The following is a 1,114-nucleotide window of genomic DNA, read 5'->3' as shown; positions in this document are numbered from 1 at the left end:
TTAAACGCGTCTGATTTTTTGAGATTCATAAGTTCCTCCTGTTGATCTCAGTCTAACAGAAAGTATCCTCTATTTTATAGGGACGGGACCATTCTTCAAGTCGTTAAAGGCTGAATTGGTATGGAGAACGACCTTTGAAACCAGAGATCAAGCAGGAAAAGCCTTGTTCAAATACATCAACAAATTCTACAATCCAAAACGCCGACATTCATACTTGGGAAATATTAGCCCCATGAAGTTTGAAATGAAGGCTGCATGACAGAGTAAAGTATCCTCCACTTTAGTGCAGCGGGTCCACATCAAACGAAAAATCTATAAAAGCCGTGATGAAGCAAGGGCGGAGATATTTAATTATATTGAGTTCTTTTACAACCCAACACGAAGACATGGTGCCAATGGAGGCTTGTCTCCGATGGAATTTGAAAGACGGTATTACGAAAAAATATCAGGTGTCTAGATTACTAGGGGCTTGCCAAGTTGAGCTTTTCGGCGAGTTACCAGCCCTTCTGAAGCTTGCAAACAAAAACCCCGCCACTTGTGGTGACGAGGTTTCTGTATCGTTGGTTGCGGGGGCCAGATTTAGCCTGCGCTGCTTCGCTGCTCGGTAGCGTCGCTTTGCGCCGCGAACTGGCGATCTGCCCTGTTCGGGCATTCCGCACAGTTCAGAATCTGGTACCTCCGTAAACATAAAAAAAGGGCCCCCGGTGGGGACCCTANCTGTATCGTTGGTTGCGGGGGCCAGATTTAGCCTGCGCTGCTTCGCTGCTCGGTAGCGTCGCTTTGCGCCGCGAACTGGCGATCTGCCCTGTTCGGGCATTCCGCACAGTTCAGAATCTGGTACCTCCGTAAACATAAAAAAAGGGCCCCCGGTGGGGACCCTATTTTTATGGTTGCGGGGGCCAGATTTGAACTGACGACCTTCAGGTTATGAGCCTGACGAGCTACCGGGCTGCTCCACCCCGCGTCAATGTTTGGCAGTTATATCAAGGCCCGCTAGCATTTTTCTCTGCTAAGGGCTCTTGGCGGGCTGCTCCACCCCGCGTCAATGTTTGGCAGTTATATCAAGGCCCGCTAGCATTTTTCTCTGCTGAGGGCTCTTGGCGGGCTGCTCCAC

At 49.7% G+C, this 1,114-nt stretch carries 1 tRNA gene and 2 pseudogenes; 2 read left to right on the top strand and 1 reads right to left on the bottom strand.

Going from position 1 to position 1,114, the window contains the following annotated elements:
* Positions 1 to 91: 91 nt before the first annotated feature.
* Together RYZ26_RS19860 and RYZ26_RS19855 are read left to right on the top strand one after the other, a co-directional pair.
* Positions 92 to 259 (top strand): annotated as a pseudogene (locus RYZ26_RS19860) (IS3 family transposase); the annotation flags it as partial.
* Positions 260 to 295: 36 nt separating this feature from the next.
* A pseudogene (locus tag RYZ26_RS19855) lies at positions 296 to 457 on the top strand (IS3 family transposase); the annotation flags it as partial.
* A gap of 430 nt (positions 458 to 887) precedes the next feature.
* Here the strand turns inward: RYZ26_RS19855 and RYZ26_RS19850 are convergent.
* A tRNA-Met gene (locus tag RYZ26_RS19850) sits at positions 888 to 964 on the bottom strand.
* Positions 965 to 1,114: the final 150 nt, after the last annotated feature.

The organism is Terasakiella sediminum, from assembly GCF_033100395.1.
Taxonomy (GTDB): domain Bacteria; phylum Pseudomonadota; class Alphaproteobacteria; order Rhodospirillales; family Terasakiellaceae; genus Terasakiella.
The sequence above is the reverse complement of the archived record's forward strand: the minus strand, read 5'-3'. Positions and strand labels throughout refer to the sequence as shown.